Origin of the sequence: Pseudomonas sp. FEN (assembly GCF_904067045.1) — a bacterium.
Classification (GTDB): Bacteria; Pseudomonadota; Gammaproteobacteria; order Pseudomonadales; family Pseudomonadaceae; genus Aquipseudomonas.
Map to the genome: position 1 here is coordinate 52,864 of NZ_CAJFDC010000024.1, position 25,420 is coordinate 78,283.

At 62.0% G+C, this 25,420-nt stretch carries 29 protein-coding genes; 13 read left to right on the plus strand and 16 right to left on the minus strand.

Going from position 1 to position 25,420, the window contains the following annotated elements:
* Positions 1-77: 77 nt before the first annotated feature.
* Positions 78-1,139: an AraC family transcriptional regulator gene (locus PFEN_RS20780; RefSeq protein ID WP_191488591.1), complete on the plus strand. Its 1,062-nt coding sequence runs from the start codon at positions 78-80 to the stop codon at positions 1,137-1,139.
* Here the strand turns inward: PFEN_RS20780 and PFEN_RS20785 are convergent.
* On the minus strand, positions 1,096-2,550 hold the full coding sequence (locus tag PFEN_RS20785; protein WP_191488592.1) for a TrkH family potassium uptake protein: 1,455 nt from the start codon (positions 2,548-2,550) through the stop codon (positions 1,096-1,098). The two genes, PFEN_RS20780 and PFEN_RS20785, sit on opposite strands and share 44 nt — an antisense overlap.
* Positions 2,551-2,670: 120 nt before the next feature.
* Between PFEN_RS20785 and PFEN_RS20790 the strand changes: the two genes are divergently transcribed.
* Positions 2,671-3,231 carry a nitroreductase family protein gene (locus tag PFEN_RS20790; RefSeq protein ID WP_191488593.1) on the plus strand — a complete coding sequence of 187 codons (561 nt, stop codon included), beginning with the start codon at positions 2,671-2,673 and terminating at the stop codon, positions 3,229-3,231.
* Positions 3,232-3,311: 80 nt separating this feature from the next.
* Complete coding sequence (locus PFEN_RS20795; RefSeq protein WP_191488594.1) at positions 3,312-3,503, plus strand: antitoxin; 192 nt, start codon at positions 3,312-3,314, stop codon at positions 3,501-3,503.
* A gap of 85 nt (positions 3,504-3,588) precedes the next feature.
* Here PFEN_RS20795 and PFEN_RS20800 read toward each other — a convergent pair whose 3' ends face one another.
* The 6 genes from PFEN_RS20800 to PFEN_RS20825 all read right to left on the minus strand — a co-directional run bounded on the left by PFEN_RS20800 (position 3,589) and on the right by PFEN_RS20825 (position 7,737).
* Positions 3,589-4,923 (minus strand): sensor histidine kinase, encoded by a 1,335-nt coding sequence (locus tag PFEN_RS20800; protein ID WP_191488595.1) that lies wholly within the window; start codon positions 4,921-4,923, stop codon positions 3,589-3,591.
* 73 nt (positions 4,924-4,996) lie between these two features.
* The gene (locus PFEN_RS20805; RefSeq protein WP_191488596.1) at positions 4,997-5,434 is read right to left on the minus strand and encodes an LTXXQ domain protein; all 438 of its coding nucleotides are present in this window, start codon (positions 5,432-5,434) and stop codon (positions 4,997-4,999) included.
* Positions 5,435-5,607: 173 nt separating this feature from the next.
* Positions 5,608-6,285 (minus strand): response regulator transcription factor, encoded by a 678-nt coding sequence (locus PFEN_RS20810; protein ID WP_191488597.1) that lies wholly within the window; start codon positions 6,283-6,285, stop codon positions 5,608-5,610.
* 33 nt (positions 6,286-6,318) lie between these two features.
* Positions 6,319-6,729 carry a translation initiation factor 2 gene (locus PFEN_RS20815; protein ID WP_191488598.1) on the minus strand — a complete coding sequence of 137 codons (411 nt, stop codon included), beginning with the start codon at positions 6,727-6,729 and terminating at the stop codon, positions 6,319-6,321.
* Positions 6,730-6,839: 110 nt separating this feature from the next.
* On the minus strand, positions 6,840-7,139 hold the full coding sequence (locus PFEN_RS20820; protein WP_191488599.1) for a YciI family protein: 300 nt from the start codon (positions 7,137-7,139) through the stop codon (positions 6,840-6,842).
* Between the two features lies 1 nt (position 7,140).
* Positions 7,141-7,737: a septation protein A gene (locus PFEN_RS20825; RefSeq protein WP_191488600.1), complete on the minus strand. Its 597-nt coding sequence runs from the start codon at positions 7,735-7,737 to the stop codon at positions 7,141-7,143.
* 84 nt (positions 7,738-7,821) lie between these two features.
* Between PFEN_RS20825 and PFEN_RS20830 the strand changes: the two genes are divergently transcribed.
* The 5 genes from PFEN_RS20830 (at position 7,822) to rluB (ending at position 12,557) form a co-directional block, all read left to right on the plus strand.
* Positions 7,822-8,685 carry a PHP domain-containing protein gene (locus tag PFEN_RS20830; protein WP_191488601.1) on the plus strand — a complete coding sequence of 288 codons (864 nt, stop codon included), beginning with the start codon at positions 7,822-7,824 and terminating at the stop codon, positions 8,683-8,685.
* 13 nt (positions 8,686-8,698) lie between these two features.
* On the plus strand, positions 8,699-9,328 hold the full coding sequence (locus tag PFEN_RS20835) for an L-threonylcarbamoyladenylate synthase (protein ID WP_191488602.1): 630 nt from the start codon (positions 8,699-8,701) through the stop codon (positions 9,326-9,328).
* A 120-nt stretch (positions 9,329-9,448) separates the two neighbouring features.
* The gene (locus PFEN_RS20840) at positions 9,449-10,147 is read left to right on the plus strand and encodes a segregation and condensation protein A (protein WP_191488723.1); all 699 of its coding nucleotides are present in this window, start codon (positions 9,449-9,451) and stop codon (positions 10,145-10,147) included.
* Between the two features lie 12 nt (positions 10,148-10,159).
* Entirely contained in the window at positions 10,160-11,194 is a 1,035-nt protein-coding gene (gene scpB, locus PFEN_RS20845; protein WP_191488603.1) for an SMC-Scp complex subunit ScpB, read from the plus strand.
* Between the two features lie 124 nt (positions 11,195-11,318).
* A complete protein-coding gene (gene rluB / locus PFEN_RS20850) occupies positions 11,319-12,557 on the plus strand; it encodes a 23S rRNA pseudouridine(2605) synthase RluB (RefSeq protein WP_191488604.1) in 1,239 nt (412 codons plus the stop codon).
* A 179-nt stretch (positions 12,558-12,736) separates the two neighbouring features.
* Here the strand turns inward: rluB and PFEN_RS20855 are convergent, their stop codons facing one another.
* Positions 12,737-13,702 carry a leucyl aminopeptidase gene (locus PFEN_RS20855; protein WP_191488605.1) on the minus strand — a complete coding sequence of 322 codons (966 nt, stop codon included), beginning with the start codon at positions 13,700-13,702 and terminating at the stop codon, positions 12,737-12,739.
* A 58-nt stretch (positions 13,703-13,760) separates the two neighbouring features.
* Positions 13,761-13,898 carry a hypothetical protein gene (locus PFEN_RS20860; RefSeq protein WP_177100072.1) on the minus strand — a complete coding sequence of 46 codons (138 nt, stop codon included), beginning with the start codon at positions 13,896-13,898 and terminating at the stop codon, positions 13,761-13,763.
* 668 nt (positions 13,899-14,566) lie between these two features.
* Here PFEN_RS20860 and PFEN_RS20865 point away from each other — a divergent pair.
* Positions 14,567-15,979: an amino acid permease gene (locus PFEN_RS20865; protein WP_191488606.1), complete on the plus strand. Its 1,413-nt coding sequence runs from the start codon at positions 14,567-14,569 to the stop codon at positions 15,977-15,979.
* Positions 15,980-16,112: 133 nt separating this feature from the next.
* Positions 16,113-16,526: an alternative ribosome rescue aminoacyl-tRNA hydrolase ArfB gene (gene arfB / locus PFEN_RS20870; RefSeq protein ID WP_191488724.1), complete on the plus strand. Its 414-nt coding sequence runs from the start codon at positions 16,113-16,115 to the stop codon at positions 16,524-16,526.
* Between the two features lie 4 nt (positions 16,527-16,530).
* Here arfB and PFEN_RS20875 read toward each other — a convergent pair whose 3' ends face one another.
* The 4 genes from PFEN_RS20875 to PFEN_RS20885 form a co-directional block, all read right to left on the minus strand.
* Complete coding sequence (locus tag PFEN_RS20875; RefSeq protein WP_191488607.1) at positions 16,531-17,730, minus strand: MFS transporter; 1,200 nt, start codon at positions 17,728-17,730, stop codon at positions 16,531-16,533.
* A 167-nt stretch (positions 17,731-17,897) separates the two neighbouring features.
* On the minus strand, positions 17,898-18,029 hold the full coding sequence (locus PFEN_RS31100) for a hypothetical protein (RefSeq protein ID WP_263596621.1): 132 nt from the start codon (positions 18,027-18,029) through the stop codon (positions 17,898-17,900).
* A 256-nt stretch (positions 18,030-18,285) separates the two neighbouring features.
* Positions 18,286-18,600, minus strand: coding sequence for a cupredoxin family copper-binding protein (locus PFEN_RS20880; RefSeq protein ID WP_191488608.1), 315 nt, complete (start codon positions 18,598-18,600; stop codon positions 18,286-18,288).
* A 13-nt stretch (positions 18,601-18,613) separates the two neighbouring features.
* Entirely contained in the window at positions 18,614-19,585 is a 972-nt protein-coding gene (locus PFEN_RS20885) for a metallophosphoesterase family protein (protein ID WP_191488609.1), read from the minus strand.
* A 148-nt stretch (positions 19,586-19,733) separates the two neighbouring features.
* On the opposite strand from PFEN_RS20885, the gene PFEN_RS20890 reads away from it, so the two are divergent.
* Together PFEN_RS20890 and PFEN_RS20895 are read left to right on the plus strand one after the other, a co-directional pair.
* A complete protein-coding gene (locus PFEN_RS20890; RefSeq protein ID WP_191488610.1) occupies positions 19,734-20,246 on the plus strand; it encodes a sigma-70 family RNA polymerase sigma factor in 513 nt (170 codons plus the stop codon).
* Complete coding sequence (locus PFEN_RS20895) at positions 20,239-21,006, plus strand: anti-sigma factor family protein (RefSeq protein ID WP_191488611.1); 768 nt, start codon at positions 20,239-20,241, stop codon at positions 21,004-21,006. The genes PFEN_RS20890 and PFEN_RS20895 overlap by 8 nt, the downstream gene beginning before the upstream one ends.
* Positions 21,007-21,097: 91 nt before the next feature.
* Here PFEN_RS20895 and PFEN_RS20900 read toward each other — a convergent pair whose 3' ends face one another.
* The 3 genes from PFEN_RS20900 to phhA all read right to left on the minus strand — a co-directional run bounded on the left by PFEN_RS20900 (position 21,098) and on the right by phhA (position 23,538).
* Positions 21,098-22,294: an amino acid aminotransferase gene (locus PFEN_RS20900; RefSeq protein WP_412071462.1), complete on the minus strand. Its 1,197-nt coding sequence runs from the start codon at positions 22,292-22,294 to the stop codon at positions 21,098-21,100.
* Positions 22,294-22,650 (minus strand): 4a-hydroxytetrahydrobiopterin dehydratase, encoded by a 357-nt coding sequence (locus PFEN_RS20905; RefSeq protein WP_191488612.1) that lies wholly within the window; start codon positions 22,648-22,650, stop codon positions 22,294-22,296. Before PFEN_RS20905 ends, PFEN_RS20900 begins: the two co-directional genes overlap by 1 nt.
* A 102-nt stretch (positions 22,651-22,752) precedes the next feature.
* Complete coding sequence (phhA, locus tag PFEN_RS20910; RefSeq protein ID WP_191488613.1) at positions 22,753-23,538, minus strand: phenylalanine 4-monooxygenase; 786 nt, start codon at positions 23,536-23,538, stop codon at positions 22,753-22,755.
* 294 nt (positions 23,539-23,832) lie between these two features.
* Here phhA and PFEN_RS20915 point away from each other — a divergent pair, with 294 nt between their 5' ends.
* A complete protein-coding gene (locus PFEN_RS20915) occupies positions 23,833-25,392 on the plus strand; it encodes a sigma-54-dependent transcriptional regulator (RefSeq protein WP_191488614.1) in 1,560 nt (519 codons plus the stop codon).
* Positions 25,393-25,420: the final 28 nt, after the last annotated feature.

A 25,420-nucleotide genomic window follows, 5' to 3' on the forward strand; every position in this document is an offset into this window, starting at 1 on the left:
ACCAGTGACAATAGGCGCCACTTTAGTATCCTTAGGCCATTAGTCGTCATATGCGACTTATCATGCAAGAAAAGGCCATGAGCGAGAGAACAACTTCTGCAAGTTGGGCGATGGGGATTGTCAAGGCGCTGGAGATGGATGGTCTGGACTGCCGTGTTCTGTTCCGGCAGCTGGGGCTCGATTACGCGGCGCTTGACGATCCCGACGCGCGCTTTCCCCAGGATTCGATAACACGCCTGTGGCAGCGTGCGGTGGAGCTGTCCGGCAACCCGGCAATCGGCTTGAACATGGGGCGGGTGGTGCGCCCGGCGTCCTTTCATGTCGCCGGCTATGCGCTGATGTCCAGCCAGACCCTGGCCGAGGGCTTCAGGCGCCTGGTGCGTTACCAACGGATCATCGCCGAAAGCGCCGACCTGAGTTTTCGCCTCTTGCCCGAAGGTTACGCCCTGATCCTGACGGTGCACGGCGACCATCTGCCGCCCACCCGTCAGAGCGCCGAGGCTTCCCTGGCCTGTGCCCTGGCGTTGTGCGGCTGGTTGAGCGGGCGCACCTTGCAGCCGCGCAAGGTGCTGGTCCAGGGCGTGGAGCCGGAGGATATCGGCCCTTACAAGGAGGTGTTCCATGCGCCGCTGGTGTTCAACGCTCCCTACGATGCGCTGATCTTCGAGCAGGCCGACATGGAAGCTCCCTTGCCGACCGCCAATGAAGCCATGGCCTTGCTTCACGACCGTTTTGCTGGCGAATACCTGGCCCGCTTTTCCGAAAGTCGGGTGACCCACAAAGCACGCCAGGTGTTGTGCCGCCTGCTGCCCCAGGGCGAGCCCAAGCGGGAAATGGTCGCGCAGACCTTGCACCTGTCCCAGCGCACCCTGCAGCGGCGCTTGCAGGAAGAGGGCACCAGTTTCCAGGCGCTGCTCGACGATACCCGCCGCGAGCTGGCCGAACAGTATCTGGCGCAGCCGCGCATGACCTTGCTGGAAATCGCCTACCTGCTGGGGTTCGCCGACCCGAGCAACTTTTTCCGCGCCTTCCGCCGCTGGTTCGAAGCCACCCCCGGCGAGTACCGGGCACGGCTGTTGGGGACGGTGGCCTCGATCAATGACGCCAGAATGCGGGAATACACAGAACGAACACTGTGATGATTTCCAGTCGGCCGAGGAGCATGCCCAGGGAGAGAATCCATTTGGCGGCGTCCGGCAGGCTGGCGAAGTTACCCGAGGGGCCGATCACTTCGCCCAGCCCCGGCCCGACCCCGGAGACGGTACTGGCGGCGCCGGTGAGGGCGGTCATCCAGTCCAGGCCCAGCAGCGACAGGGCCAGGGCAATGGCGCAAATGGTGATCGCGAAGAAGAACGAGAAGGTCAGGATCGAGCGCACGATCTCTTCATCGAGACGGTGACCGTTGTATTTCTGCTTGATCACCGCCCGCGGGTGGATCAGTTGGTTGAGGTTGGCCTTGAGCAGGATATAGGCCACCTGGAAACGAAACACCTTGATCCCACCGGCCGTCGAACCCGAGCAGCCGCCGATGAAGCCCAGGTAGAAAAACAGCATCAGCGAGAAGTTGCCCCAAAGGCTGTAGTCGCCCAGGGCGAAGCCGGTGGTGGTGACCACCGACGTTACGTTCAGGGCCACGTGGCGGAGGGCGTCGAGCCAGTGCAGGTCCGTGGTCCACCAGTACCAGGTGCCGAGCACCAGCCAGGTCACCAGCAGCAAGCCGAGCAAACCCTGCACCTGCTGGTCCTTGATCAGGGCCTTGCGCTGGCCGCGCAGGGTCGCCACGTACAGGGTGAACGGCAGGCTGCCGAGAATCATCACCACCACCGCCACCCAATGCACCGCCGGTTGGCTCCATTTGGCCAGGGACTGGTCCGAGGTGGAGAACCCGCCAGTGGAAATCGCCGACATGGCGTGGTTGAGCGCATCGAACAGGCTCATGCCGGCCCACCAGAACGCCAGGCTGCCGAGGATCGTAATGCCGACGTAGGCCGTGACAATCAGGCGCGCCACCATGTGCGAGCGCGGCATGACCTTCTGCGATCGGTCCGAGGATTCGGTCTGGAACAGGCGCATGCCACCGATGCGCAGCAGTGGCAGGATCGCCACCGCCATGCCGATAAAGCCGATCCCGCCTAGCCAGTGCAGCAGCGAGCGCCACATCAGAATGCCCGGGGACATGCTGTCCAGGCCGCTGAGCACGGTCGAGCCGGTGGCGGTGATCCCCGACATGCTTTCAAAAAAAGCGTCGGTGTAGCTGGTGCGCAGGGTCAGTAAAAACGGCAGCGCGGCGAAAATGCACACCACCACCCAGCTGGATACAGTCAGCAGGTACATATCCCGGGGGCGCAGATGCACCTGTTCCGGGCGACCGGGGATGAGCAGCGCCAGGCCGGCGAGAAAGGTGATGGTGCTGGCCCAGAGAAAAGGCGGCAGGTCGCCGCTGCGTTCGAAGATCACCAGGACCAGCATGGGGATGGCCATGCTGACGGCGAGGGTAATCAGGAAGATGCCGATGATGAAACCGATGATGCGCAGGGTCGGCAGCGCCATGAAATAAGCTCGGGGAAAAGGGCAGGGCGCCATTTTACCCGCGACCCCGGTCATGTAAACCAGCACGGCTGCCTGGGATCTGGCTAGAATAGCCCGATCATTTTTCAGAGGAGGTGGCCGATGGAGGCCCTCGACAATTTGCTCAACCGTGTTTCCGCGCCACGCCTGCTCGATCCCGCACCGACCCAGGCCCAGCGCGACATCCTGTTCGCCGCCGCCCTGCGCGCACCGGATCACGGGCAATTGCGGCCTTGGCGTTTCCTCACCGTGGAAGGCGCGGCCCGTGAGCAGTTGGGCAGTCTGTTGGCCGAAGCGATGCGCCTGCAAGGCGGCGAGGTGACCCAGGCGGCCCTCGACAAGGCACACGCGATGCCTTTGCGCGCGCCCTTGGTGATTGTGGTGGTGGCTCGTGTGCAGGAGCACTTCAAGGTGCCGAAGTCCGAGCAGTTGCTGGCGGCCGGTTGCGCGGCGCACGCTATCCTGCTGGCGGCCCATGCCCAGGGCATCGGCGCGGTGTGGCGCACCGGCGAACTGTCCTATTCGCCTCATGTGGCCAAGGGCCTGGGGCTGGGCGAAGGCGAGGAGGTGATCGCCTTCCTGTACCTGGGCACGCCGCAGAACGAACTGCGCCAGCCACCGAAGGTCGATCTGACGGAGTTCGTCAGCGCCTGGTCGGCGTGAAATGTTTTCTGATGCTTCAGGCTGATACAGCGGGTGTTCATAGGGCGTAAACTGGTTTGCATCTACACCGGAGGCCATTTATGAGCGCCCAACTATCCCCCATGGTGTCGGAGTTCGAGACTGAAGAGCAGGCAGCCAGCTATGACCGTTGGTTTCGTGCCAAGGTCCAGGCTTCCCTGGATGACTCTCGCCCCAACGTCCCACATGATGAAGTGATGGCCGAAATGCGTGCCTTGATCGCTTCGAAGCGTAATCGGAGCGATGCGGCTTGAGTGGCGACCCGAAGCTCGGGCCGAACAGATTTCATCGAGATAGTCACCGTGTTGCATGCACGGCAAGAGTATCCCTGACAGGTACTTAAACCAGTGCCCCAGGCTCCAAAGGCAGATCCAGTTTGGCGATAAACCCTCCCTCGGGATGATTGGCCAGCACCAGGCTGCCGCCATGCCGTTCCGCCGCCCGCCGGGCGATGGCCAGTCCCAGGCCATGGCCCGGGGCTGTTTGCCCAGGCGCCCGGTAGAAGGGCTCGCCCAGTTGCGCCAGGTGCGCGGGCTCCACGCCGGGGCCATGGTCGCGCACGCTGATTTCGATACGTTCACCCACCCGTTGTGCGCGCAGCTCGATGGGTTGCCCCGCGGGATTGAAACGCTGGGCGTTGCGCAGCAGGTTATCCACCGCCCGTTCGATCATGGTCGGCCAACCCTTGAAGTTCAGCACCGGTTCACCGTCGAATTGTACCGGCTGTTCCGGGCAGGCCAGGTTGGCATCCTTCTGCAAGGTGTCGAGCAGCGTCTCAAGGTCGACCTCCTCGGCGCTGGCTTGATCGGAATCCACTCGGGCCAGGGTAAGAATTTCACTGATCAGCGCTTCCAGCCGGTCGCATTCGCGGGTCAGACGCGGCCACAGTCGTTCACGTTCCTCGGGCCCGGCGCGTTCGGCCAGGGCCAGGGCAATGCGCAGGCGCGCCAGCGGTGAACGCAATTCATGGGAGACATCCCGCAACAATTGGCGCTGGCTGCCGATCAGGCTTTGCAGGCGCGCGCCCATCAGGTTGAAGTCCTTGGCCAGTACGCCGAACTCATCGCGCCGCGCCGCCAGTTTCGCCAGGCTGTTCTGCTGATAAGTGGTCTGCCCCAGGTCATGCACGGCGCCGCGCAGGCGGCTCAGGGGGCGAGTGATGGAGAGGGTCACCAGCAGGCTGAACAAGGTCAGGACCACCAGGGCAATGCCCAATGCACTGAGTGGGCGCAACAGGCTTTCGCGGTGCCAGGCGTCCAGTTCCGGGTGTGGAATGCGGTAGATCAGCAGATAGGTCTCGCCACTTTGCGGGCTGGTGTACTCGACCGTCAGGCGCCGCCAGGGCAGCTTGCGGTCATCGTTGTTCTGGCGCGCTTCAAAGGCCGCGGCCCGACGTGGAAAAGTCCCGCGGACCAGCGGGTCGCCGCCTTCGTTAAGCACCTGCACATCGATGTGATAGCGCTGCTTGCGTTGCTCCAGAATCGCCTGGGCCGCTTCTTCGCCCTGGTTTTCATAGGTTTGCGTCCACTCTTCGGCCAGGCTGTTCAGTCCTGGATGACGGCTGAGAATCCAGGTGTCCTGGTTGAGGATGTGCATGAGCAGGATCGATAAGCCCGCGACAAGGGCAATGGCCAGCCAGAAGCTGGCCAAGATGCGCCAGAACAGTGATCGCACAGCAAATCCTCAACAAAGGGTACAAACAAAGAAAGCCCGACGGCGGCGGCCGTCGGGCTGGAGCATAAGCGGATTATTGCGCTTTTTGCGCTTGTTGCGCTTTCCAGGCTTTGAATTCGGCCCATTCGGCGCGGCGTTCGGCCTGTTTCTTCTGCATCTCGTCAAAGGCTTTCTGCTGCTCGGGTTTGAGCAAGGCGCGGATCTGGGTCTGGGTTTTCTGGTGCGCGGCATCCAGCTCACCCTTGAACGCAGCCTGATCGGCCGGCGAGAGTTTTTCCAGGTACTTGCCGACGATCGCTTGGCGATCGTGCCGTTGCTCGCCGATCAGTTGGCGGATCTGCTGGCGTTGTTCCTTGCTCAGGTCCAGTCTCTGGAAGCCATCTCTACCGCGATGCTGGCCGTATTCCGGGCCACCCATCGGGCCGCCCATCGGACCTCCGTCTTCAGGCATGGCCATGGCCACGGTGGGCAGGGCGGCAGCGAACATCAGGGCGATCAGGGTCTTGCGCATGGTGTTTCTCCTTGTCTCGATTCCGGTCAGTCCGGATGAGTACAGATTAAGGAGTTCAAGGTCAGCGGCGGTCAGCGGAGGGTAAAGCTTGGGTAAAGACGTTTTTGTCGCGGGTTGACACTTGCAGGAACCGCAACGCCGGCAAGCCGGCTCCCACAGAGATCCACAAAGGGTTACAGACTGTAGTAGTAACCGCGACTACGCAGGGCCACGATGCGCGGGCGACCGTCCGGGTGCGGGCCGATCTTCTTGCGCAGGTTGCTCACGTGCATGTCCAGGCTGCGATCATACAAGGTCAGTTTGCGACCCAGGGCGATCTGCGCCAGTTCCTGTTTGTCCAGAGGCTCGCCGGGTTGCTGCAGCAGGGCTTCGAGCAGGCGACTTTCGGAGACGGTGAGGGTGAAGTCCTGCTGGTCGATGGTGACCACGCCACGTGCCGGGCTGAAGCAAAGATCGCCCAGTTCCATCTGGCTCGGCGTGGCGGTGGGGTGGCTGCGGCGCAGCACGGCGCGCAGGCGGGCGGTCAGTTCCCGGGGATCGCAGGGTTTGGCCAGATAGTCGTCGGCGCCCAGTTCCAGGCCGAGGATGCGATCCAGCGGCTCGCCACGGGCCGAGAGCATCACCACGGGCAACTCCGGGTGCTCGCTGCGCAATTGCTTGAGCAACTCCAGGCCGCTGCCATCGGGCAGCATGACATCCAGCACCACGGCAGCGGGGGCGCTGTCCGCCAGGGCCTTGCGCGCACTGTGACCATCGTGGCAGGCGCGTACCTGGAAGCCTTCCTGGCTCAACCAACTGGTCAGGAGCTCACACAACTCCTGGTCATCGTCTATCAGTAACAGGTCGCTCATGACTCTCTCGATTACGGATCGCTAATGGCCTGCTCAATTCAGCCATTGCCGACGTTGTCTACGTCCGCCACTGGCGAAGATACCGCAGAGCAGGGCCAGGAGTGCAACTCCCGCACCGGTGACAAACCATTGCTGTTGATCGGTCAGCAGGCGTGGGCCGGCACTGGCCTGGGCTTCCTTGAGTTGCAGCTTCAGGCGCTGGTTTTCCTGGCGCAGACGGCCCAACTGGGCACTTTCGCGCGTCGCGTCGGCACTCTGCAATTGTTGGCTCAACTCTTCTCGTTGTCGCTCGCTTTCTTTCAAGCGTTGCTGCAAGTCGGTGATCTGGCTGCCAGCGCTCAAGGACAGGGGGGTCGAGTTACTCGAACCCTGACTCTCCTCGGCATGGGCGGCGGCCCCGATCGATAAGATGACCACTAGCAGCAACAATGTACCTTGGCGCATCGCAAACTCCTGATTCCAATCGGCATTGGGCAGGTTGTCGGCTGCTGGACGAGAATAATGAGCGATTGGGCCGCGATGAACCATGAAGGTTCATCGCGAGGGGGAGAATTTTATGGCAGGACTTGTTTGAACGGCTTGACCAGTACATTGGCGTAGACGCCCGCGGCGACGAATGGATCGGCCCCGGCCCAGGCTTGCGCCGCGTTCAGGCTGTCGAACTCGGCGACGATCAGGCTGCCACTGAAACCGGCGGCGCCCGGGTCGTTGCTGTCCACGGCCGGGTGCGGGCCGGCCAGGACCAGACGTCCTTGCGCCTGGAGTTGATGCAGTCGTTCCAGGTGCGCCGGGCGCACGGCCAGGCGCTTGTCCAGGGAGTTTTCGACGTCGGTGGCGATGATCGCGTAGAGCATGTCAGTCCTCGGTTTTCGGAAGGGTCGGATCGGCGTCGTGCAGGTGACGGGACAGGTAGATACCCTGGCCGACCAGGAACAGCAGGGTCATGCCCAGGCTGCCGAACACCTTGAAGTCGACCCAGTACTGCTGGAAGGTGAACGCGACGAACAGGTTGGCGCCACCGCAGAACAGGAAAAACACGATCCAGGCCAGGTTCAGCCGGGTCCAGATCGGTTCGGGCAGATTCAGCGCGTGGCCCATGATGCGCTTGATCAGCAGGCGGTCACCGATGAAGTGGCTGCCGGCAAAGGCCAGGGCAAACAGCCAGTTGACCACCGGGGCTTTCCACTTGAGGAAGGTTTCGCTGTGGAAGGCCAGGGTCAGGCTGCCGAATACCAGGCAGGCGATCAGGGTCAGCCACTGGCTCTTCTCCAGCTTGCGTTGAGTGATGAACAGGGTGCCGTAGACCACCAGGGAACTGACGATCAGCATCGCCGTGGCACTGTAGATGCCGCCCACGGTCAGGCTGTGGCCGGCGATCTCCATGACCCGTGGTTCGATTTTGTAAACGATGAAGAACAGGAAGAGCGGGATGAAATCGATGAATTGTTTCACAGTGGCAGCCAGAAGCAGGATGTGACGGCATAATAACAAACATCAATGCCAGCGAAAGCGCCGCCTAGAGGTTATTCAATTCCCGTGGAAATCGATCTGCACTGTCATAGCACGGCCTCCGATGGCGCCCTCGCGCCCGCGGTCCTGGTGGCCCGTGCGCACGAGAGAGGCGTGCGGATCCTGGCCCTGACCGATCACGACACCCTCGAAGGCCTGGCCGAAGCCCGTGTGGCGGCGGATGCCTTGGGCATGCGGTTGGTCAACGGGGTCGAGTTGTCCTGCACCTGGGGGGGCGCGACCATCCATGTGCTGGGCTACGGCTTCGACGTCAAGGCGCCGGTGCTGGTCGAGGCCATTGCCCGTTTGCACGAGGGCCGCTGGCTGCGTTCCGAGGAAATCAGCCGCAAGCTGGCACTCAAGGGCATGCCCGGCGCGCTCGAGGGCGCGCGGGCGATCCAGCAGGAACTGGGCGATAGCGGCAATGCCCCGGCGCGTCCGCACTTTGCCGACTTCCTGGTGCGCGGCGGTTTCGTCAAGGACCGTGCCGAAGCTTTTCGCAAGTGGCTCGGCGCGGGCAAACTGGGGGATGTCAAGCTGCACTGGCCGACCCTGGAAGACACCGTCGCCACCCTGCGCGAGTCCGGGGCCTGGGTCAGCCTGGCGCATCCGTGGCACTATGATTTGACCCGAAGCAAGCGCCGCAAGCTGATTGCGGACTATATTCAAGCAGGTGGCCACGCAATCGAGGTGGTCAATGGGCATCAACCCGCCGAGCAGGTAGGCAGTCTGGCGATCCTTGCCCGTGAGTTCGGGCTGCTGGTCAGTGCCGGCAGTGATTTCCATGGTCCCGGGGGCTGGTCCGAGATCGGCGAGTACCGCCCGATCCCTGAAGATCTGCCACCACTCTGGTGTCGCTTCAAACATGAGCAACCTACTGCCGTCGTCTGAACAGGTAGAAAACGTGAGTCAATTTTTCCAGATTCATCCGGAAAACCCGCAGGCGCGCCTGATCAAACAGGCGGTGGAAATCATTCGCAAGGGTGGGGTGGTGATCTATCCCACCGATTCGTCCTATGCCATCGGTTGCCAGATCGGCGACAAGAATGCGGTCGAGCGGGTGCGCCGTTTGCGGCAACTCGATGAAAAGCACAACTTCGCGTTGATCTGCAGCGATCTCTCGCAGTTGGGGCTGTTCGCCAAGGTCGATACCGGCCTGTTCCGCCTGCTCAAGGCGCATACGCCGGGACCCTATACTTTTATTCTGAATGCCACCCGGGAAGTCCCGCGGCTGTTGCTGCACCCGAAAAAACGCACCATCGGCCTGCGTATCCCCAGCCATCCGATTGCCCTGGCGCTGCTCGAGGAGTTGGGCGAGCCGCTGATGAGCGTCAGTCTGATCATGCCCGGCGAGACTGATCCGATGAGCGATCCCTACGAGATCCGCCAGTTGCTCGAACATCAGGTCGACCTGGTGATCGACGGCGGTTTCGGCGGGATCAAGGCGTCCACGGTGATCAACCTGGCTGACGGCGAGCCGGAAGTGGTCCGGGTGGGTTGCGGCGATCCCGCGCCCTTCATGGTCGAGGCCTGAATGTCCGCCGTGGAAACCGTCGACAGTCAGGCCGATGCCCAGCAGGAATTGCCGTTCGCCCTGGTCTATGGTCGGGCGGTCACCGAGATGCCGCTGGACCTGTATATTCCGCCGGACGCCCTGGAAGTCTTCCTTGAAGCCTTCGAGGGCCCGCTGGACCTGCTGTTGTACCTGATCCGCAAGCAGAACATCGATATCCTCGATATCCCGGTGGCGGAAATCACCCGCCAGTACATGGGGTATGTCGAGCTGATGAAGTCGGTGCGCCTGGAGTTGGCGGCCGAGTACCTGGTGATGGCGGCGATGCTGGCCGAGATCAAGTCGCGGATGCTGTTGCCGCGTTCGGCCGAAGTCGAGGAAGAAGAAGACGACCCACGGGCCGAACTGATCCGTCGTCTGCAGGAGTATGAGCGCTTCAAGAGCGCCGCCGAGGGGCTCGACACCTTGCCCCGGGTGGGGCGCGATGTGCTGGTTCCCAAACTGGATGCCCCCGAGGCCCGGGCGCGCAGGCTGTTGCCGGAGGTCAGCCTGGAAGAGGTGTTGATGTCCATGGCCGAAGTCCTGCGCCGTGGCGACCTGTTCGAAAGCCACCAGGTCAGTCGCGAGCAACTGTCGACCCGTGAGCGCATGAGCGATGTACTGGAACGCCTCAAAGGTGGCGGTTTCGTACCCTTTGTCGAGCTGTTCACGGCCGAGGAAGGGCGCTTGGGGGTGGTGGTGACCTTTATGGCGATTCTCGAGCTGGTCAAGGAATCCCTGGTTGAACTGGTGCAGAATGAACCCTTTACGGCGATCCATGTGCGGGCGCGCGCTGAATAACGAGCACAATCCATGAACCTGAGTGAACCCCGCGAGCTGGCCCCGCTGCTTGAAGCCTTTCTGTTGGCTTCGGGAAAGCCGCAAACCCTGGAGCGCCTGTTCGAGTTGTTCGAGGAAGGCGAGCGGCCCGAGCCGCCGGTCTTCAAGAAAGCCTTGACGATCCTCGCCAAGTCCTGTGAAGGGCGCGCCTTCGAACTGCGGGAAGTGGCCTCCGGCTATCGCCTCCAGGTGCGTGAGAAATTCGCCCCCTGGGTCGGGCGGTTGTGGGAAGAGCGTCCGCAGCGCTATTCCCGGGCGATGCTGGAGACCCTGGCACTGATCGCCTATCGCCAGCCGATTACCCGTGGCGAGATCGAGGATGTGCGTGGCGTGGCGGTCAACAGCCAGATCGTCAAGACCTTGCTGGAGCGCGAGTGGATTCGGGTTGTCGGTTATCGTGAGGTGCCGGGCAAGCCTGCGATGTTCGCCACCACCAAGGCGTTTCTCGATCACTTCAACCTGAAAAACCTCGATGATCTACCGCCCCTGGCCGAGCTGCGGGAGCTGGAGCCCGAGCCGATGCTCGATGTCGAGGACGCCCCGGTGCCGGAGCGCCTGCAAGCCCTGGCCGATGCCAGTGTCGATCCGGAGGGCGGCGGGGAGCCGAAGGCGGAGACCAATTTCCATACCCTGTTGCTGGAGCTGGACTCCATGGAAGAGGGGATCAAGACCGACTTTGATGATTTGCTGCGTGACGGCGAGATGGCGCCGGCGGGCGAGTTGCAGGTGCAAGAGCCCGGGCCTGAAGAGCTTGAGCCGGGTGTGACGGTTGAGGCAGTTGAGACCGACGAAGAGTTGGAAGAAGAGCCGGGAGTAGTCGAAGCGCTTGCAACGCCCGAAGCCGCGGAACCAGATCTCGTTGGCGCCCAGCAGGCGCGGGAACAGCTGCTCGCGGCTGTCGCGGCCCTGGACAAGGCTGCTGGCCAGCCGCAACTGACGGATGAAGAAGCCGAGGCGCTGGCACTGGCCGAGGCCATCGAACAGGAGCGAAGCTTGCTCGAGGATTGATGGCGATGGTGCACAATACCCAACATACGCGTATGATTCGCGCCCCCGCGGCGATCCCTTCGCCCAGGCAACAGATTCAATTTCTTCAGGCCAGGCCTGAATCGACACACCGGGAGGTGCCCAGATGAGTGATATCAAGCAGCAAGACGACCAGGAAATCGGCCCAGCAGGCGAAAAGCTGCAGAAGGTTCTTGCCCGTATCGGCGTCGGCTCGCGCCGCGACGTGGAAGGCTGGATCAGCAAAGGCCGGATCAAGGTCAATGGCAAAGACGCCACCCTCGGCCAGCGCGTCGACATGCATGACGCTATCACCATCGATGGCAAGGTGATCAAACGCGAAGAGGCGGCCGAATCGGTTCGCCGCGTGATCATGTACAACAAGCCCGACGGCGAGATCTGCACCCGTGACGACCCGGAAGGCCGCCCGACCGTGTTCGACAAGCTGCCGCGTCCGAAAGAAGGCCGCTGGATCAATATCGGCCGCCTGGACATCAATACCACCGGCCTGCTGATGTTCACCACCGACGGTGAACTGGCCAACCGCCTGATGCACCCGTCCTACGAAATGGACCGCGAGTACGCGGTACGTGTGCGTGGTGAAGTGGACGAAGAGATGATTGCCCGGCTCAAGGCTGGTGTGATGCTTGAAGACGGCCCGGCGAAGTTCACCGATATCCAGGAAGCGCCTGGCGGTGAGGGTTTCAACCACTGGTACCACTGCGTGGTGATGGAAGGTCGTAACCGCGAAGTGCGGCGTCTGTGGGAGTCCCAGGGGCTGGTGGTCAGCCGTCTGAAGCGCGTGCGTTTCGGTCCGGTGTTCCTCAACTCCGACCTGCCGATGGGCCGCTGGCGTGAAATGACCCAGTACGAGGTCGATGTCCTCAGTGCCGAGGTCGGCCTGACGCCGGTGGCCATGCCGCAACTCAATGCCAAGAGCAAGGACAAGCTGGAGCGTATGCAGCGCAAGTCCTCGCGTCCGGTGGGCAAGGGCGAGCGTGTACGGACCTTGCGTCCGGCCGCTGGCACAGTTGCCGAGCGCAGCGAGCGCGAACCGCGGATCGAAGGCGAGCGTCCGGCCCGCAAGCCGGCCCCGCGCCAGGACGGCGAGCGCGCACCGCGTGCCCCGCGTCAGGACGGTGAGCGCGCTCCGCGTACCCCGCGTCCGGCGGCCGGTCGTGGTGAGTCAACCCGTGGTACGCCAGTGGCGGATCGTCCGGCGGACAGCAAGCGTCCGGCCAAGCCGGCAGCCAAGTCCAAGCGTCCAGGCCTGGTGCTGGACAAGGACGCGCCGTCGGGCAAGCGCCGTGGCGCACCGGCCGGTTCGGGCCAGCGTCCGGGGTTCGGGCGGCGTAAGCCTGAGTAACGTCGCTTCAAGATCCCTGTTCGTCGCTCAGGGGCCGGGATCTTGAACACTCCGCAACCTGTAGGAGCAGGGCTTGTCCGCGAAGGCGTCTTCAAGGACGCCAAAAGCTTCACGGGCAATCGAGCGTCCGGCCGCTCCTGCAAGGTTTCGTGGTGTCCTTAAGGTCTAACCGGTCACCGTCAAAACGCAAACTCCCCATCGAACACCGGCTTGTCATCCAGTTCCAACACCCCGCTGGCAAAGATCAGGTCCAGGTGATGGCTGCCCTTGGCCCCGCCGCCCAACCCCAGGTGCAGGCCGCAATGGCGTTCCTCGAACCCCGAGTTGCGCGCATACAGAGCCTTGACCCCCTCATTTGTGCCGATACCCAGCTCCTCGACTCGTCGGTTCGATGGATTGGCATTCAGGTATTTGTTGAAATCCGCCTCCAGCCCCGGCACTTCGGTGGCAATCCGGCTGATGGTCGAGTCCTCGATCCATAGCGCGAGCGGCGATGTCAGCACCCCGTATTTGCGGGCAAAGGGAATGGTGCCGAGAAACGTCCCGATAAACTTCACGCAACCGTTGATGGCGTCGCTGTGGGTGGCTATTTCGCCAGGGGCCAGGTCGTGGTTGCCGACGCCGTTGATATTGGTCCACTTGCGGATGCTGCTCAGCGGCGCCTGCAGATGCGAGCCATGGCGGTCCTTGAAGCTCAGGGTGGTGGCCTGGGACAGCCGGCGGATCAGGGTCTCGTTGAGGTCGGCAATACGTTGCGGGCTGACACTGAAAGTGTCGTAGAAGTGCTGGCCATAATCCTTGAACAGCAGCGATTTTTGCCATTTCTCGGCCATTACCTCATGCAGGGCATGGAGGAATTCAGGGCCCTGCGGGCGAGGCGGGGAAAGCATTGAGGAGTCGTAGAAGAAGATATACAGATCGCTGTCGCCAATGGCCTCGATCAAGCTCTGGGCGGGCTCGAGGTCCAGGCGCAGGGCGCTGAAATCGAATTGCCGGTGCTGGGCATCCTGTTCGCGGATGGCCGTGGCAATTTCGCTGTAGTCCTGGGTATGACCCAGCAGGACTTTCGGTCGGCTGAGCCCCTCCAGGGCCGGATGCCGGGCGAGGTAGTAGAGAAAGTGTTCGAGGGCGCGGGTCTTGTCCATGACGTCGTTCCTGGGGCAACAGAGGGTGGGTGCGGTGAACCGCACCCACCTGAAGGCCTTAGAAAGGCCACATCGCGGTGCCAAATGGCACGACAGCATCGGCTTGCATCATTTCCACGGCCGCGTCGTGGGTCGGGGCTTCAAACCAATCGTCCAGTTGCAGTTCAGTGCTTACGTCCTGATCCGAGACTTGCATGGTGAATCTCCTTGGGAATGTTGTTGCTGGACGGTCGAAAAGGCCTTCCGCTAGGAAAAGTCCCAGGCGTGAAATCCATTTCTCCGACTTGCCGACTATGGGTTTCGGCAAGTGGCTGAAAACCTAGTGCAGGATGTCCAACGCTGCAAAAAGTTATTTTGAAAAACTTTTTACATGAGTTGGAGGCAAAAAAACTTCTTCAGGAAAAACAGGCTTTCATCTGGGAAAGCCCGAGTTGAACAGCTTGCCTGTCAATTTTCGAACACCGGGGGCGCGCGCCTTTGTTGGCAATAAAACGTTACGGATTGTCAGGAAAAGTTGACGGTATGGGCAGTTAAAGCGTCGATAAACACTCTGTTCCGGCAGGCGTAAGGAATAGTTGCCGAGGGGGACTATAGGATTGTTCCTTGTTCCGGAAACACCCCTTGCCCTCGTGCGTCGACGGCGGTGAGATGCGCGGACGCCTGCCAGTGGCGGTCTGGCGGTGTACAATGCGCGGCGTTTTACCTGTGACTCAACTGCGTACCCGCGCATTCTTGTGGCTTTCGGCGGCGGCCTTGCGATGCCCCCAAAGCCCATGCTCTCAAGGCTACCCGCCTTGTTCACTCCATCGCGTCATAAGCGTGATGGGTTCGATTTCGTCACAGATAAAAACAAACAGGTGACGCATGACCCCTGATACACCCCTGGCTTCGGGCGAGCTTAAGCGCGGCTTGAAGAATCGTCATATCCAATTGATCGCCCTCGGTGGCGCCATCGGTACCGGCCTGTTCCTCGGTTCGGCCGGAGTGCTCAAGTCCGCCGGCCCGTCGATGATCCTCGGCTATGCCATCTGCGGCTTTATCGCCTTCATGATCATGCGCCAGTTGGGCGAAATGATCGTCGAGGAGCCGGTTGCAGGTTCGTTCAGCCACTTTGCCCACAAGTACTGGGGCGGTTTCGCCGGTTTTCTGTCGGGCTGGAACTGCTGGATCCTCTATATCCTGGTGGGCATGTCGGAGCTGACCGCGGTCGGCAAGTACATTCACTACTGGTGGCCCGACGTGCCGACCTGGGTATCGGCCGCAGCCTTCTTCGTATTGATCAATGCGATCAACCTGGCCAATGTCAAGGTCTTTGGCGAGGCGGAATTCTGGTTCGCGATTATCAAGGTGGTGGCGATCATCGGCATGATTGCCCTGGGCAGCTACCTGCTGGTCAGCGGCCACGGCGGCCCGCAGGCCTCGGTCGGCAACCTGTGGGAACACGGTGGGTTCTTTCCCAATGGGGTCGGCGGCCTGGTGATGGCCATGGCGATCATCATGTTTTCCTTCGGTGGCCTGGAAATGCTCGGTTTCACCGCCGCCGAAGCCGACCAGCCGAAAACCGTGATTCCCAAAGCCATCAACCAGGTGATCTACCGAATCCTGATTTTTTATATCGGTGCCCTGGTGATTCTGTTGTCGCTGACCCCGTGGGACAGCCTGCTGAGCACGCTTAACGCTTCGGGCGATTCCTATAGCGGCAGTCCGTTCGTCCAGGTGTTTTCGATGCTCGGTAGCAGCACTGCGGCGCACATCCTCAACTTCGTGGTGCTGACGGCGGCGCTGTCGGTGTACAACAGCGGCACCTACTGCAACAGTCGCATGCTGCTGGGCATGGCCGAGCAGGGCGATGCACCGAAGGTCCTGGCCAAGATCGACAAGCGCGGCGTGCCGGTGCGTTCGATCCTGGCCTCGGCGCTGGTGACCTTCATCGCAGTGGTGATGAACTACCTGATGCCGCAACAGGCCCTGGAGTTGCTGATGTCGCTGGTGGTGGCGACCCTGGTGATCAATTGGGCGATGATCAGCTACTCGCACTTCAAATTTCGCCAGCACATGGATCGCAGCCAACAGAACCCGCTGTTCAAGGCCCTGTGGTACCCCTATGGCAATTATGTGTGCCTGGCCTTCGTGGTGTTCATCCTTGGCGTGATGTTGATGATTCCGGGGATCCAGGTCTCGGTGTACGCGATCCCGGTGTGGCTGGCGTTCATGTGGGTCTGCTATGGCATCAAGAACCGGCGTAGTGTCCAGCAGGCGCTGCTGGCGGTGAAGTAGGCCGTACTCGGTGGCAGCGACAGACCCGGCTTTTGCCGGGTTTGTCGTTTATGCGCGGCCGCCGTCGGCGCGAACGGGTTCGTTGCGGCGCGGATCAGGTATCCTGAACACCCTGATGTCGGACGCTTTTCCAATGCTGGTGATTTCCAACAACGTGCATCTGCCCGATGCCGAGATCGAGTGGACCGCCATTCGTGCCCAGGGTGCGGGTGGGCAGAACGTCAACAAGGTATCGAGCGCCGTGCACCTGCGTTTCGATATCCCGGCCTCGTCCCTGCCGCCGTTCTACAAGGAGCGCCTGCTGGCCCTGCGCGACAGCCGCATCACCAGCGAAGGGGTGATCGTGATCAAGGCCCAGCAATACCGGACCCAGGAGCAGAACCGCAGCGATGCTCTGGAACGCCTGGTCGAGCTGATCCTCAGTGCCACCAAGGTGGAGAAGAAACGCCGTCCGACCAAGCCGACCCTCGGCTCGAAGAAGCGCCGCCTGGAAGGCAAGTCCCAGCGCGGTGCGATCAAGGCTGGACGCGGCAAGATCGATTTCTAGGTCTTCAGGCTTTTTCCCGCAACGCGCGCTGTTTCGGTGCCTGGCGGTAGAGATAAAGACTCAGCATCAATCCCGAAAATGCCGCCAGGGCGGCGAACAGGAAGATCGAGGCAAAGCCCAGGCCCGCTGCAATGGCTCCGGCCAAAGGCCCGGTGATGCCCAGCGACAGGTCGATGAACAGCGAGTAGGCGCCCACCGCCGCGCCGCGACTGGACGCCGGCACCAGGTTCACCGCCTCCACCCCCAGCGCCGGGAACACCAGCGAGAAGCCGAACCCGCTCAATGCCGCACCCGCCAGCGCCCAGTGGGCGTCCGCTGCCAACCACAACAGCAGTAGGCCGAGGGTCTCCACCGACAGGCAGGCAATGGCCACGCGAAAGCCGCCGAGTCGATTGATCAGGTTGCCGAACAGCAACCGCGCGCCAATAAAACTGGCGCCGAACAGGCTCAGGCAGAGCACTGCGTTGGCCCAATGCTGGGTGGCGTAATACAGGGTGATAAAGGTCGCGATGGTGCCGAAACCGATGGAGCCCAGGGCCAGGCCCGTGCCGTGGGGCAGGACGCGACCGAGCACATGGAGGAAGGGCAGGCGCTCGCCAGCGACAATCGGCGCCGCCGGCTTCGGCCAGGCCAGCAACAGCCCCAGCGTGGCCAGTAGCAGGATGCTCACGCCCATGCTCCACAGGCCGAGCTGATTGACCAGCCACACCCCCAGCGGCGCGCCGATCGCCAGCGCGCCGTAGCTGGCGATGCCGTTCCAGGAAATTACCTTGGCGGTATTCGCCGCGCCGACCCGGCCGATGCCCCAGCCGATGGAGCCGGAGCCCACCAGGCTTTCCGCGCTGCCCAGCACCAGGCGGCCGATAAACAGGCTGACCAAGCTCAGCAGCGGCAACGCCTGGAGAAAGCTCGACAGCAGCATGAACACGCCACTCAGGCCGCAGCCGGCCAGGCCGATCATGACCGCGCGCTTACTGCCCCGGTTGTCGATGATCCGGCTGGCGTAGGGACGGCTCAACAAGGTCGCCAGGTACTGGACGCTGATCACCAGCCCGGCGATCACCGTGCCGAAGCCCAGGTCGCTATGGACATAGCCGGGCAGCACGGCGAGGGGAATGCCGATGTTCAGGTAACCGATGAAGGTAAACAGGACAATGGAAACGACTTGCAGCGTGACCGCCAGGGGACGCTGGGTATCTGACATGGACAAGAATCACCGTTGCCGCGGAGAAGAAAGATAGGCGGCTTATGATAACGGCGCGAGGCGGGTAGCAGGGGCGTTAAATTGAAAAAAAACCTTGGCGGGGTCTGTATCCGGCTGCGTGAAAACACCAGGGAGCGGGCTTTTCACGCGACCGGTTGTTCAGCCGTTCAGTTTTTGCTGTTGGCCTTGAGGCTGTCTTTGGCCTCTTTGTTTACCGGCTGTTGGGCTGCGGTTTTTGGCGGGTTTTTCTGCTCAGTCTCGTGCAGGCTTGGGAAGGGGAAGTTGGGTATCTCATGCATCGTCGTCGCTCCTCGCAAGGTCTGTTTTTTAAATCGCTGGGTAGATCCGCGCTTTTAAAAAGCCTGGGCAGGATACAGCAGTGCAAATGACAGAAAGATTTTTTCGCCCTGGCTCCGAGCGCCATTCGTCAGGGCAGGCACTTTTTCAGACTGGAGTACGGAACCGGCGGGAGCCGGCTTGCTGGTGAGGGCGCGGTCAGGCGCAAGGGCCTCATCGTTGCGATGCGGCGTCCCGGCAAGCCAGCTCCTTGCAAGGTCAAGGCGTGACGGTAATTTTCCCGATCATCTGCGGATGCAGGACGCAGAAATACTCGTAGGTGCCCGCTGTCTTGAACTCATAGGAAAAGCTGTCGTTGGTGTCCAGCGCGCCCGAGTGAAACACTTTGTGGGTTTCGGCCACCGTATGCGGTATCTGGTCGTCGTTGACCCAGGTCACCTTGGTGCCGAGCGCGACGGTCAGGTCCTTGGGCCCGAACATGAATTCCTTGATATCGATTCTCACGTCCTGCGCCCACACCGGTATCGAGACCGCGAGGCAACCCAGTGTCAGTATCTGCAAAAGTCTTTTCATTCGAGTGCCCTCTCTAAATCAGTGTCGAATCGATCAGCGCCAAGGGGTGATCGCCCTGTGTCGCGCGCACATCGGTAATCCCCAGGTAATTGCGCAACTGATCGGCGGCCACCGTCATCGGTCCCGGCGCCGCTGCCGCCCCCGGTGCCGGTTGCGGGTAGGCCGTGCCGCGCGCGGTGTGAAAGGTGATGTTGCCTTCGACTTTCTGGATCACCTGGTGGATATGCCCGTTGAGCACGGTCACCGAGCCGTATTTGCGCAGCAGGGCAATGGCCTGGTCGCCGTCTTCCGTGCCCCAGCCCCAGGGCTGGTAGATGGTCCACAGGGGAATATGGGTGAACACCACGATCGGCGTGCTCGTCGCCACCGCCCGCAGATCGTCGGCCAGCCAGGCGAGCTGGTCGGCACCGAGGTTGGCTTCGCGACCGGCCTGGAAGTTGAAGACATTGACCAGTGCGATGAAATGCACGCCGTGGTCGTCGAAACTGTACCAGCCGTTGCCCTTGGTACCCTTGCCGTAACGTTGCAGGTAGAGCTGGCCGCCGCCCTCGTCGAGGGTGTCGTGCTCGCCCGGCACATAGTGCGCGGTCGCGGGCAGGGCCTTGAGCAGTTGCGCGGCGGTGTCGAACTCCTGCGGCTTGCTGAGATGGGTGATATCGCCGGTGTGGAGAATCAGCGCCGGCCGTTTAGGCAGCGCGATGACCTTGTCGATGGCCACTTGCAGGGTCTTCACGGGGTCGGGGTTGGCTTCCTTGTTGAAGCCGATATGCGAATCGCTGATTTGCACGAAGTGAAAGTTGCTGGCCAAGGCGGCCGGGTCCGTGGGTTTGCCGTCCTGGTCCAGGGCAAAGGCTCGCGGAATACCGCCGCTCAGGGCCCAGAGGACCCCGGCGCCGGCCCAGGCCGAGCATTTGAGCAGTGTCCGGCGCTCAGGGTCGAGCGGGCCGTCGGTACGTCTGTCGTGGGGTGTTGGGTGTATGTCCATGGGGATGTCCTCGCTGGCGGTCTACAGTGATGGAGCTCACATCTGTAAAACCGGGCGGTGCGAGGCTTTATTCCTGAAAATAAATAAATTCTTTCGGGAATAAAGCGGGGCCTTTCACCGTTATAGGGACAAAGGTATCGGAGCCACTATGAAGCCATTCGAGGCGCTGTTCGCGCCGCATCTGGATGCGGCCTATAACCTCGCGCGCTGGCTCACCGACAGTGAGAGCGCCGCGCGGGATGTGGTCCAGGAAAGCGCCTTCAGGGCCTTCAAGTTTCAGCACCGGTTCATCGACGGCAATGCCAAGGCCTGGTTCCTGACCATTGTCCGCAATGAAAGCTACAACTGGCTCAAGGCCTCGATGGGGCGGCGTTGGGTGGCCATTGACGAAGAATGGCTGGAGGATGACCCGGCGCTGGCCGATGTCCGCACACCCGAGTCACAGATCATCCGGGCCCAGGAGGCCGAGCAGGTACGGCGGGCGCTGCTGGCATTGGCACCGGTGTTCCGCGAGGTGATCGTGCTGAAGGAGTTGGAAGACATGCCCTACAAGGACATAGCGAAAATCGTCGATATCCCCTTGGGAACCGTCATGTCGCGGCTGGCCCGGGCGCGCGCGATGCTCAAGCGCGAACTGCTGAAGTTGCACCCTTATGAATGACCTCGACTGCAAGACCTGCCATGGCTTGATCCATGGTTACCTCGACCATGAACTGGACGCCGCGACCTCGGCGCGGGTGGCCGAACACCTGACGGGCTGCGCCGAGTGCGCTTACCTGCATGAGCAGACCCGCCAGTTGATGGCTGATGTCAAGATTCGGGCTCCGTATTACCGCGCGCCCGAGTCTCTGAGTCGGAGCCTGTTGGCCGGCGCCGCGGCGCGTCCCTCGGTGGCTGCCGGTTTCATACGGGGCTTGCGAACGGCGTCGGGCCGCTGGTGGGCCCCGGCGTTTTCCGCCCTGGCGTTGAGTCTGGCGCTCATGCTCTACGTGGTGACACCGTCCGCCGAGCAGCCCTGGCTGGATGAGGCGGTGTCCAGTCATGTGCGTTCGCTGATGGCCGAACATTTGAACGATGTGGTGTCATCCGACCGGCATACGGTGAAGCCCTGGTTTACCGGCAAGCTCGACTTCGCGCCGCCGGTTTTCGACTATGCGGCGCAAGGTTATCCGATGCTGGGCGGGCGCTTGGATTATCTGCGACACCAGACGGCTGCCGCGTTGGCGTATCGGCATGCCAAGCACACCATCAATCTGTTCATCCTGCCGACGGCAGAGGCTGATCGAGCCCGCGAGAGCCTGTCGCTGCGCGGCTACAACGTGGTGGCATGGCGGCGCGATCACCTGCGTTTCATCCTGGTTTCGGACCTGGAGAAAGGCGAACTCGAGGCGTTCGGGCAGTTGATCGAGAAGGGGCTGTGAGTTCGGCGCGGGGCTTTGTACGTTCAAGACGCCCGGTTTGATCGCGAGGACTGTAGGAGCAGCCGGTCGACGCTCCTACAGAGGACTGTGGTTAGTCCTGGCACACGGCGGCTATCGCCTGCGCCAGCGCATCCAGGCGCGTTGCGTCGATGCCGGCAACGTTGGCCCGACCGGAGCTGACCATATATACGCTGTGCTCGTCGCGCAGGCGCTTGACCTGTGTCGGTGACAGACCGGTGTAGGAGAACATCCCGCGCTGCACGCCAATATGCGCGAAGCGTTCGGCCAGACCATGGGGCTGCAGTGCCTCCACCAGGCCGCTGCGCAGCTGCGCGATGCGCAGGCGCATGGCTTCCACTTCATCGGCCCATAGGCTTTTCAACTCGGGGTCGCCGAGAATGCTGGTCACCACGGCCGCACCGTGATCCGGTGGGTTCGACCACAGGTTGCGGGCTACCGCCGCCAGTTGGCTGCGCACATCCAGCAGTTTCTCGGCATCCTGGGTACAGACGATCAGGGCGCCGGTGCGTTCGCGATACAGCCCGAAATTCTTCGAACAGGAACTGGTGATCAGCACTTCCGGCAATTCCCGGGCGAACAAGCGGACGGCCCAGGCATCCTGCTCCACGCCATCGCCGAAGCCCTGGTAGGCGAAGTCGATCAGCGGCAGCAGTTCGCGGCGGCGGACGATGTCCAGCACCTTGTACCAGTCGTCGTGGGCCAGGTCGAAGCCGGTCGGGTTGTGGCAGCAGGCGTGCAACAGCACCACGTCGCCCTGCGGCACCTGTTCCAGCGCGGCGAGCATGCCTTCGACATTCAGGCGGTTGTCGCTGCCGACGTAAGGGTAGTGACCGATCTTCAAACCGGCGGCGGCGAAGATGGTCTCGTGGATCGGCCAGGTCGGATCGCTGAGCCAGATACCACGGCCCGGCAGGCAGTGGGCGATGAAGTCGGCGCTCAGGCGCAAGGCGCCGGTGCCGCCTGGAGTCTGGGTCGCGCCGACGCGCTGGGCGGCGATCAGCGGCGAGTCGGCCCCCATCACCAGCTCATTGAGCAGGCTGCCGAAGCGCAGGTCGCCGTGACCACCGATATAGGACTTGGTCAGTTGCTCGTTCACCAGCCGCTGCTCGGCCCGCTTGACCGACTGCAGGATCGGGGTCAGGCCCTGGGCATCCTTGTAGACGCCAACGCCCAGGTCGAACTTGCGCGGATTGGGGTCCTGGGCATAAGCCTCCAGCAACCCGAGAATCGGGTCGCCAGGTACACGGGCGATGGCGTCGAAATGCATTATTTACGGCCCTCGGCGGCTTGGCTGACCTCGTCGGTACGTGCCGCCATGATGAAATCGTTACGGTGCAGGCCCTTGATCGAATGGCTCCACCAGGTGACGGTGACTTTGCCCCATTCGGTCAGCAGGCCCGGGTGATGGCCTTCGGCTTCGGAAATTTCGCCGACAGCATTGGTGAAGGCCAGGGCGAACTTGAAGTTCTTGAACAGGAAGACCTTCTCCAGTTGCATGATGCCGTCACGCACTTCGATGTTCCAGTCCGGAATCTGTTTGATCAGCATTGGCAGTTCTTCGTCGCTGACCTGGGGGGCATCGGCGCGGCAGGCTTCGCAGTGGGCTTGGTTCAAGGTGTTCATGGTGGATTCCTGAAATCGTTTTTTTATTCAAGGACGCCGTTCGAATACGCTATTCGAAAACGTCGGTTCGAGAAAGCCGCACGTACCGCGCAAAGTCGCGGATCAGGCGGCCTTGGGCGGGAATTTCGGGGCGTGCAGACCCAACTGCATGCCGCGCTCGACCATACCCATGATGTCTTCGTGGGCCAGGTCGAACAAGCGCTTGAGGCTCGGCAGGACGAAGTACAGCGGCTGCAGGATGTCGATGCGATACGGCGTGCGCATCGCCTCCAGCGGATCGAACAACTGATGCTCGGGTTGGTTGGACAGGCTGTACAGGGTTTCCTTCGGCGAGGAGAGGATGCCGCCGCCATAGATGCGCCGGCCTTGCGGGGTGTCCACCAGGCCGAATTCGATGGTCATCCAGTACAGGCGCGCCAGGTACACCCGTTGCTCCTTGCTGGCTTGCAGGCCGAGTTTGCCGTAGGTGTGGGTGAACTCGGCGAACCAGGGGTTGGTCAGCAGCGGGCAGTGGCCAAAGATCTCGTGGAAAATATCCGGTTCTTGCAGGTAGTCGAGTTCTTCTTCCGTGCGAATGAAGGTCGCGACCGGAAACTGCTTGTTGGCGAGCAACTCGAAAAAGGTCTGGAATGGAATCAGCGCCGGGACCCGGGCGACTTGCCAGCCAGTGCTGGCACCGAGGACCTGGTTGATCTCGCCGAGCTGTGGAATCCGCTCGTGGGGCAGGGCCAGTTTGTCGATGCCGTCCAGGTATTCCTGGCAGGCGCGGCCCTCGATCACTTTCAGTTGACGAGTGATCAGGGTGTTCCACACGGCATGCTCGGCGGCCGGGTAGTCGATAAACCCTTGCGCATCGGGCTCGCGAGCCACGTACTGCGTCTGCTTCATACAGCTCTCCTGCGGGGGGATTCGTTTTTGTTATGTGCGGCATTAGGCCTAGTGTTAACCCGTTGGGCGGGTTTGCGCATCCGGAGTAGGGCGGCAAGGGGCGGGGTGGATTGCTTTATTTCGTAAAGAAAACGTTACGAATTGGCCTTCTGCTGGTGCTTAAGGCGTTTTGGCGTGGCGATCGAGTGGATTTTTGTCACATAATCTTGACGACTAACTGCGGCATACTGAAAAAAGTGCTGCTCCTACAGGGAGCATGCGTGTCCCGGCCATCGCCATTTTTCGAGCCTTTCCATGCGTATCAAAGTGCACTGTCAGAATCGCATCGGCATTCTTCGCGACATCCTCAATCTGTTGGTGGATTACGGCATCAATGTCGCCCGTGGCGAGGTCGGTGGCGACCAGGGCAACGCCATCTACCTGCATTGCCCAAATCTGATCAACCTGCAATTCCAGGCGCTGCGACCGAAGTTCGAGACCATTGCCGGGGTCTTTGGCGTCAAGCGCGTCGGCTTGATGCCCAGCGAGCGTCGGCATATGGAACTCAACGCCTTGCTCGGCGCGCTGGAGTTTCCGGTGCTGTCCATCGATATGGGCGGCTCGATTGTCGCGGCCAACCGGGCGGCGGCGCAGCTGTTGGGGGTTCGGGTCGACGAGGTGCCGGGCATTCCACTGGCGCGCTATGCGCCGGATTTCGACCTGCCGGAGTTGGTGCGCGCCCACCAGTCGCGGATCAATGGTCTGCGGGTCAAGATCAAGGGTGACGTTTTCCTGGCGGATATTGCCCCGCTGCAGTCGGAGCACGATGACAGCGAGGCCATGGCCGGCGCGGTGCTGACCTTGCACCGCGCCGATCAGGTCGGCGAGCGTATCTACAATGTGCGCAAACAGGAGTTGCGCGGTTTCGACAGTATTTTCCAGAGCTCGAAAGTCATGGCCGCGGTGGTGCGTGAAGCCCGGCGCATGGCGCCACTGGATGCGCCGTTGCTGATCGAGGGCGAGACCGGGACCGGCAAGGAACTGCTCGCCCGCGCCTGCCATCTGGCCAGTCCGCGCGGGCAGGCGCCGCTGATGGCACTCAATTGCGCCGGCTTGCCGGAGCCCATGGCCGAAACCGAGCTGTTCGGTTACGGCCCTGGCGCGTTCGAGGGCGCCAGGGCCGAGGGTAAGCTCGGGCTGCTGGAGCTGACGGCTGGCGGCACCTTGTTTCTCGACGGAGTGGGAGAGATGAGCCCGCGCTTGCAGGTCAAGCTGCTGCGTTTTCTTCAGGACGGCGGCTTTCGGCGGGTCGGCAGTGATGAGGAGGTCTACCTGGATGTGCGGGTGATCTGCGCCACCCAGGTCGATCTGTCGGAGCTGTGTTCGCGGGGCGAGTTTCGCCAAGACCTTTATCACCGTCTCAATGTGTTGTCGCTGCATATTCCGCCCCTGCGGGAGTGCCTGGATGGGCTGACACCGCTGGTGGAGCATTTTCTCGATCAGGCCAGTCGGCAGATCGGCTGCCCCTTGCCGAAGCTGGCGCCGACGGCGATGGAGCGGCTTTCGCGTTATCACTGGCCGGGTAATGTCCGGCAGTTGGAAAACGTGTTGTTCCAGGCGGTTTCCTTGTGCGAGGGCGGGGTGGTCAAGGTCGAGCATATCCGTTTACCGGACTATGGCGTGCGCCAGCCCCTGGGGGATTTTTCCCTGGAGGGTGGGCTGGACGAGATTGTCGGGCGATTCGAACGAGCGGTGTTGGAACGTTTGTATTCGGAGTATCCGAGCAGTCGCTTGCTGGGCAAGCGACTGGGGGTTTCCCATACCACCATTGCCAACAAGCTGAAGGCGTATGACGTGGGCAAGGGCGGGCAATGACGCCGCACCGCCGCGAAGCTTTTGGCGG

What these genes read in the sequence shown, in the direction of transcription:
- PFEN_RS20780 (WP_191488591.1), top strand. Translation starts at nt 78, where the DNA reads ATGAGCGAGAGAACAACTTCTGCAAGTTGGGCGATGGGGATTGTCAAG.
- PFEN_RS20790 (WP_191488593.1), top strand. Translation starts at nt 2,671, where the DNA reads ATGGAGGCCCTCGACAATTTGCTCAACCGTGTTTCCGCGCCACGCCTG.
- PFEN_RS20785 (WP_191488592.1), bottom strand. Translation starts at nt 2,550, where the DNA reads ATGGCGCTGCCGACCCTGCGCATCATCGGTTTCATCATCGGCATCTTC.
- rluB (WP_191488604.1), top strand. Translation starts at nt 11,319, where the DNA reads ATGAGTGATATCAAGCAGCAAGACGACCAGGAAATCGGCCCAGCAGGC.
- PFEN_RS31100 (WP_263596621.1), bottom strand. Translation starts at nt 18,029, where the DNA reads ATGCATGAGATACCCAACTTCCCCTTCCCAAGCCTGCACGAGACTGAG.
- PFEN_RS20865 (WP_191488606.1), top strand. Translation starts at nt 14,567, where the DNA reads ATGACCCCTGATACACCCCTGGCTTCGGGCGAGCTTAAGCGCGGCTTG.
- phhA (WP_191488613.1), bottom strand. Translation starts at nt 23,538, where the DNA reads ATGAAGCAGACGCAGTACGTGGCTCGCGAGCCCGATGCGCAAGGGTTT.
- PFEN_RS20860 (WP_177100072.1), bottom strand. Translation starts at nt 13,898, where the DNA reads ATGCAAGTCTCGGATCAGGACGTAAGCACTGAACTGCAACTGGACGAT.
- PFEN_RS20875 (WP_191488607.1), bottom strand. Translation starts at nt 17,730, where the DNA reads ATGTCAGATACCCAGCGTCCCCTGGCGGTCACGCTGCAAGTCGTTTCC.
- PFEN_RS20900 (WP_412071462.1), bottom strand. Translation starts at nt 22,294, where the DNA reads ATGCATTTCGACGCCATCGCCCGTGTACCTGGCGACCCGATTCTCGGG.
- PFEN_RS20890 (WP_191488610.1), top strand. Translation starts at nt 19,734, where the DNA reads ATGAAGCCATTCGAGGCGCTGTTCGCGCCGCATCTGGATGCGGCCTAT.
- PFEN_RS20905 (WP_191488612.1), bottom strand. Translation starts at nt 22,650, where the DNA reads ATGAACACCTTGAACCAAGCCCACTGCGAAGCCTGCCGCGCCGATGCC.
- PFEN_RS20895 (WP_191488611.1), top strand. Translation starts at nt 20,239, where the DNA reads ATGAATGACCTCGACTGCAAGACCTGCCATGGCTTGATCCATGGTTAC.
- PFEN_RS20795 (WP_191488594.1), top strand. Translation starts at nt 3,312, where the DNA reads ATGAGCGCCCAACTATCCCCCATGGTGTCGGAGTTCGAGACTGAAGAG.
- PFEN_RS20855 (WP_191488605.1), bottom strand. Translation starts at nt 13,702, where the DNA reads ATGGACAAGACCCGCGCCCTCGAACACTTTCTCTACTACCTCGCCCGG.
- PFEN_RS20815 (WP_191488598.1), bottom strand. Translation starts at nt 6,729, where the DNA reads ATGCGCCAAGGTACATTGTTGCTGCTAGTGGTCATCTTATCGATCGGG.
- arfB (WP_191488724.1), top strand. Translation starts at nt 16,113, where the DNA reads ATGCTGGTGATTTCCAACAACGTGCATCTGCCCGATGCCGAGATCGAG.
- scpB (WP_191488603.1), top strand. Translation starts at nt 10,160, where the DNA reads ATGAACCTGAGTGAACCCCGCGAGCTGGCCCCGCTGCTTGAAGCCTTT.
- PFEN_RS20820 (WP_191488599.1), bottom strand. Translation starts at nt 7,139, where the DNA reads ATGCTCTACGCGATCATCGCCACCGACGTCGAAAACTCCCTGGACAAG.
- PFEN_RS20915 (WP_191488614.1), top strand. Translation starts at nt 23,833, where the DNA reads ATGCGTATCAAAGTGCACTGTCAGAATCGCATCGGCATTCTTCGCGAC.
- PFEN_RS20810 (WP_191488597.1), bottom strand. Translation starts at nt 6,285, where the DNA reads ATGAGCGACCTGTTACTGATAGACGATGACCAGGAGTTGTGTGAGCTC.
- PFEN_RS20885 (WP_191488609.1), bottom strand. Translation starts at nt 19,585, where the DNA reads ATGGACATACACCCAACACCCCACGACAGACGTACCGACGGCCCGCTC.
- PFEN_RS20805 (WP_191488596.1), bottom strand. Translation starts at nt 5,434, where the DNA reads ATGCGCAAGACCCTGATCGCCCTGATGTTCGCTGCCGCCCTGCCCACC.
- PFEN_RS20880 (WP_191488608.1), bottom strand. Translation starts at nt 18,600, where the DNA reads ATGAAAAGACTTTTGCAGATACTGACACTGGGTTGCCTCGCGGTCTCG.